General features: G+C 42.0%; 5 protein-coding genes. All 5 read left to right on the top strand.

The features are described from left to right. The coding region (locus H6G97_RS43060; protein ID WP_190946652.1) for a plasmid mobilization protein at positions 1-402 on the top strand (402 nt) is incomplete at its 5' end. Between the two features lie 4 nt (positions 403-406). Beyond that, positions 407-2,677 carry a relaxase/mobilization nuclease domain-containing protein gene (locus tag H6G97_RS43055; RefSeq protein WP_190946651.1) on the top strand — a complete coding sequence of 757 codons (2,271 nt, stop codon included), beginning with the start codon at positions 407-409 and terminating at the stop codon, positions 2,675-2,677. A gap of 323 nt (positions 2,678-3,000) precedes the next feature. Next, positions 3,001-3,870: a hypothetical protein gene (locus H6G97_RS43050; protein WP_190946650.1), complete on the top strand. Its 870-nt coding sequence runs from the start codon at positions 3,001-3,003 to the stop codon at positions 3,868-3,870. 298 nt (positions 3,871-4,168) lie between these two features. After that, the gene (locus tag H6G97_RS43045) at positions 4,169-4,588 is read left to right on the top strand and encodes a hypothetical protein (RefSeq protein WP_190946649.1); all 420 of its coding nucleotides are present in this window, start codon (positions 4,169-4,171) and stop codon (positions 4,586-4,588) included. 114 nt (positions 4,589-4,702) lie between these two features. Then, the coding region (locus tag H6G97_RS43040; protein ID WP_242055991.1) for a tetratricopeptide repeat protein at positions 4,703-6,329 on the top strand (1,627 nt) is incomplete at its 3' end.

Below are 6,329 nucleotides of genomic sequence, written 5' to 3'. Positions count from 1 at the left end.
CTCAGTAATCAACTAGCTGACACATTAAAAAATCGGTCAGTAGCACCAGATGAAAAGCGAGAAGTAACCATCACGTTTAGGGCTAGCTATGCCGAGAAAGCTAGACTAGAGCAGCGTTGCAGTGGAGTGGTGCAAAGTGACTATATAAGAGCGAGATTATTTGACTACCCTCTACCACATCCTAAATTAGTTATACCCGAACTTAACCGACAGGCTATCTATGAGTTAAAGAAAATTGGTAGCAATCTAAACCAACAGACCAGAGCTATTAATGAAGCTGTGAAAATTGGTAGCCAACCGTTGACTAACGAGGTGAAATCATATCTGAAAACTCTTGAAGAACTGACAGCACTTTTAGAGCAGACTCGCCAATCACTCACTCAAGCATCGGTAGAAGGGTAGGGCAATGATTACCAAAGTCAAGGCTAACAAATCATTTCGTGGCACTACTAAATATGTGCTTGAGAAAGAGAAAGCCAAAATTATTGGCGGGAATATGTACGGGAAAAGTACCAATGAATTGGTAGAGCAATTTACCCTATCAGCCCATCTTAACCCCCAGCTAAAAGACCCATGCTATCACCTAATGCTTAGTGTACCTCAGACTGACAGAACTCTCAGTGATGACGAATTAGCTAATTTATCTCAACGTCACTTTGCGAATGTCATTGTACTATCACGGATTAAGGGTGATGAATCCCAAGTTAAACAACCTGATAAAAGGATATCAGACACCAAACTCAAACAGCTAGTTGATGAATTTATTGAAACAGAACTACCAGCCTATGACTTCTTCATAGCGCGGCACTCAGACAAAGAACACGACCACACCCACATCGTTGCATCTAGAGTCAATAACCTAGATGGTAAATCTATTCGCACTTGGAATAATTACGCCCACTCTGAACACTCCGCCCGACTACTAGAGCGAGAATTTCAGCTAACCCCACTCCCAAGTAGTTGGGAAAGTAAGCAGAAAGCTATGACTCGTAATCAATTGGAACGAGTCGAGAGTTTGGGACTTCCAGGCGAAGAAATAATGCGTCGAGCGATTGAACAAGTGGCAGCAAATAAACCCACAATGCCCCAGCTAATTGAGCGATTATGGAGAGAGCATCAAGTCAAATCCATCGTCAGTTATTACGGTCACGGTGGGGTAAGGGGTATCAAGTTTGGTATTGATGTTGGCTCAGTTAATGAAGATGGTAGCCCCCGTTTGCTCTGGAAACAGGGAGGTAATCTCAATAAATATAAGTGTTCATTTACAAAGCTTCAGACCGAGTTGGGGATAAACTACGACCCCTTACGGGACGATAGTGAAATTAAACGTTTAAATAATTTCTTAGAAACTGTAGAGAATAGCCAACTTAATCAACAGCTAATACCAACCATATTCCCGAAAAATGCTCAAGCTATAGCCGAAATTAAATACCAGCTAACCCCAGCTAAATCAGATGCAAAACAACGAGCCAGTTCAGAACTCATAAATACAATTTCTGACTTTATTGAACAGTCGGTAGTTGAGTCAACTTTGATTGAAACATTGCCACAGTTAACAGAACAACTGTCTGAGTATCACCAGAATTTATCAGCCGCAAGAACCACATACGACAAGCTATTAGCGGCGATTGCTGAAAGAGAACAACTCTTATCACAAAGAATTGTGGATGTAATTGCTGACTTTATTGAACAGTCAGTAGTTGAATCAGCATTAACTGAAACAGTATTAGAATTAACTCAACAACTTTCTCAATATAAAGAGCAACTTGTTATAGCTAAAACTACATTCAATGACCTGAATGCAGTGCTTGCGACTGAGTTACAATCATATCTAGAGAAAAGAGCTATTTCATCAATTTCTGATTATGTTGAGCAATCGACTGTCTCTTCAGCATTAACTGAAACAGTATTAGAATTAACACAACAACTTTCTCAAAATCAGCAGCAGCTATCAGCCGGAAGAACCATATTCGACGACCTGGAAGCAGCGATTGTTTATTTGGAGCAACTCCATAGATCACAAAAACCAGTGGATGCAGTTGCTCTCAATAAAGCTCAAACTCTAGCCACAGATAAACTAAAACTAACCCCGAATCAAACAGCCGAGTTATATCAGTATTACAGTGCCGACTTGCAAAACTTATTAGTGACTGACCGAGATAAAGAAATTGCTATCAGGGCATTATTAGATAATAAGCCATCTGAGGAGGTTGAAGAAATTATCTTTGCCAGTCCAGCCGGATGGACACAAGATGAAGCCAGAGAATTGGTACTAATCGCTAGTAATCAACTGGCAACTCAAAAGTCAGAACTAGAACAGTCACTTGACCAAAAGCAGCGTATTGAATCAGAATTCTTAGCTATAGCTGTGCCTATTGCTGTTGAACTCATCAATTGGCAACTAAGAGAAAGTGGCTCAAATAGCCTTAGATTTAAACGTGCCACTCTGGAGAAGCAGAGTAGAGAATTGGTATTTACCCATGATGAACGAGGTGAGATTTTTCGAGTGGCAGTCAACCGAAACCAGTCAGGTGAGCTTGAGTATTCACCGATTTATATTGGGTCAGTAGAAATAGAAGATATTCAGCTTTGGCAAAAAGCAGAGCGCGTATTGCAACAAATAATAGAATCAGAACAGCAACAAGAACTCAGACAAAGTAAAGGGATCTCTCTCTAGGTGATGGCGCAACTCTTAACCGCTTCGCTCAAATAGTCGGTGTCTGCCACTGCCACAAATTCACTCGTTGAGTCAACCAATTTGTTGCAGGCAGCGGCAGACACTCCGCTTCGCCGCCTATTTGTTAAGAGTTGCTTGAATTACGGCTATAATGCGTAATTTTTCGGAATATTTACCCAAAATACGGTAAATATTCCGAAAAATTTTGGCTACCGTACCAATTCTGAAAAAGGTTATGAGACAATAGTTACTGTCAAAAATATACCTTTACTTGTGAAATTTTCGATACATACAGAGAGATGGTTAGCGTCTAGGAACAAGCCATGTGGTTTCTAGACGTTGTTTGTGATTTTGGTTGGTTTATTGAGCAGGAGGGTCACTTCACCAACCCCAAGGCCCGACTTAGTGGACGTTCTGATTCACAGCAGATTGATATTGTACTGCTGATCTATGGTGATGATTTTAATGTCCGTCATTTGCGCGTACTCCTCCATACTGATGATCAACAAGTTGCTCAAGCGTGCGTAAACGCAAACATTCAAGCGTGGATATGGACTTTAGAAACTGCTACCATACTAACCACGGGGGTTCCCTTCAGTGTTGCAACCCTTCCTAACTCGGCAAAATTCTGCACAATTCTGGGACAAGGTGGCGAGGATGCCGTTTCACTCAAATTGAATTTAGAGTTCTGCAACGCCGTTGCCATTGACTACACTAAAGTAATCATGGGTCTTGCAAACTGGGGGCCTGATTTGCGATATCACCTCTTCTATTTTCGCAGATTTATTGACGAGTCGCTGCCACTCGATTTCCGATGGCTCAACGGCTACAAAATGTTTGAATGGCATTTTACTTCTAATAAATCTGATCTCCCAAACTCGGCTGCATGGCGTGAATTTCTTGAACGCTTTCGCGCGGATCTGTCGCCATACCTCAAGAACAATCAGAAACTGCACGGACTGATAGAACAGACACGCGCTTTGGTCGCACATGCAAGCCTCGATGATCGTTCTCCTGATGAACGCGCACAGGAACCGCACAATTTATTGCAAATAACATTTCCAACACTAGAAAAGATGGTGATGACACTACTTAATGAGCATCCAGCGCGGATGGGGCAGCTTGAACTTGTTCCTAAACGTAACCTAAAAGCCGAAGGTGTCTCTAATGATGTCAAGTCAAGTAATCACTGATAAATTTTTATTACTAAAAGTTACTAAGAGCTAAAAATTAATCATAAAGAGTGTTCAGAAAATTAGGAGCCTTCGATCTGGGAAAACAGGCGGATCAACACTTTAGCGTCATGATAGATGCTAGTAATGAGTTTCCAGCAAAACTCCCGCCAGATTTACGAGATGACTGCTGGACTATCAGGTTTGGTAAGTAGTCCACGACTGCATTACACGTAATAGCCCAATCGTGTAGTGCGGAATTGAAAACAGAGAAAGTGTGGTAATAAATAGATAGAATCCTGCGCTTAGAAGGTTGTACATGGAAATGCTTACTGCTGGTGTAATCCTTACTCTTGCTTTTACTAAAGCTTTTGAGACAACAATAGAGAAATTAACTGAAGCAGCTCTTGGGAAGATAAAAGTGCTGCGTGACAAGATTTGGAACAAGATTCATCGAAACCAAGAGGCTGCGAATGCGTTTGCTTTAGCAGAAAAAGGGTCTAAGCCAGATTTAGAAAAACTTGCTGCTTACTTGCAGCCAGTGATGAAATCTGACCCGAATTTTGCCCAAGAGATACAGAAACTGGCTCATGAGATTCAGCAAGAAATAAATATTGGTCAGATTACTGGTCAAAATCTTCAGAATGTCTATGGTGGAGAAGCGCAACAGAATAATGCTAATAACACTAATGCTCCAGTCATTCAAGGTGGCAGTGGACATAATATCACATTCAACTGACTGGAGTCGTCCGATGGGAAACGGACAAAGTTACGTCCCCCAAATAATCTTCAGTTTCAAGGGTCAGCCAACTTTGTAGGGCGAGCGCATGAACTAACCATACTGCGTGAAAAGTTGCAACGAACAGGCGCAGTTGCAATCACGGCTGTTTCTGGTATGGGTGGAGTGGGTAAAACTGAATTAGCAACGCAATACGCTAGACTTCATGAAATTGATTATCCTGGTGGTATTTGCTGGTTATCAGCCAGAGATTCCGATTTAGCGGCTAGTATTGTGCAGTTCGCGCTGCTTGATATGAATCTACAAGTCCCACAGCAGGATTCTCGTGACAGATTATTGACTCTCACTGAACAAGTGGCGTGGTGCTGGCAGAATTGGCAACCACCAGAAGGACTGGCATTAATCGTACTAGATGATGTCCAAAATTTGAATAGTTGTCGAGAGTTCCTACCAAAGACTAACCGTTTTCGGGTGCTGATGACAACGCGATCGCGGAATCTAGACTCCAATATTGAGGAAATTTCCTTAGATGTACTCTCACCAGAAGAAGCTTTGGAATTATTGACAGCACTCGTAGGTACTAAACGAGTACAAAAAGAACTCTCAGTAGCTAAACAATTGTGTGAATGGTTGGGATATTTGCCTTTGGGGTTGGAGTTAGTTGGGAGGTATTTGGCGAAAAAACCTCCCAACTGGTCTTTAGAAAAGATGTTGCAACAACTCAAAGAACAACGGCTCTCAAATGATGCCCTCAAATTAGAGCAACAGCAAACCCTAAGCACTGCACAGCGAGGAGTTTTAGCAGCATTTGAATTAAGCTGGCAGGAACTTTCTCTTACGACGCAGCCTGTTGCCGCATTATTAAGCTTATTTGCACCAAATATTTTTGCTTGGGAATCGGTAGAGTCTGCAACGGGATTGCTAAATTGGGCGAGCGTTGATGTTGAGACTGCTAACGACCAACTATATGAACTCCATTTGATTCAATGGGTAGAAGATACAGAAGGTGAGTCTAAAATTAGAATTCATCCCTTAATTAGAGAGTTTTTGAAAGTTAAACTAGATGCTATTGAGCAAGCTTTTGAATTAAAGCAGGCTTTTGCAGAGACTATTGTTGCGATCACTCAAAAAATTCCCGATTTACCAACTCTACAGTTAATTACAAGTGTCAAAGATGCTATCCCACATTTGGAAGAGATAGCACAAAATCTGACTGATGCAGTCAGTGATGAAAATTTAATTTGGGTTTTTGTTGGATTAAATAGATTTTATTCTGGACAGGGATTATATGCGATCGCAGAACTCTGGTGTAAGCAATGTGTATCAGTAGTACAATCCCGCTTGGGAGAAGAGCATCTTGATGTCGCTACCAGTTTCAACAACCTGGCAGGACTCTACAGAAACCAAGGTCGGTACAGCGAGGCAGAGGCTTTGTATAAAACAGCATTAGAACTGTCGCAACGCCTGCTGGGAGAAGAGCATCCTGATGTCGCTACCAGTTACAACAACCTGGCTGTACTCTACGAATCCCAAGGTCGGTACAGCGAGGCAGAACCTTTGTATAAAACAGCATTATCACTCTGGCAACGCCTGCTGGGAGAAGAGCATCCTAATGTCGCTAGCAGTTACAACAACCTGGCAGGACTCTACAGAAACCAAGGTCGGTACAGCGAGGCAGAGGCTTTGTATAAAACAGCATTAGAACTGTCGCAACGCCTGCTGGGAGAAGAGCATCCTGATG

The sequence above is a fragment of the Nostoc flagelliforme FACHB-838 genome (genome assembly GCF_014698065.1).
In the GTDB taxonomy this organism is placed as follows: domain Bacteria; phylum Cyanobacteriota; class Cyanobacteriia; order Cyanobacteriales; family Nostocaceae; genus Nostoc; species Nostoc flagelliforme_B.
The sequence above is the reverse complement of the archived record's forward strand: the minus strand, read 5'-3'. Positions and strand labels throughout refer to the sequence as shown.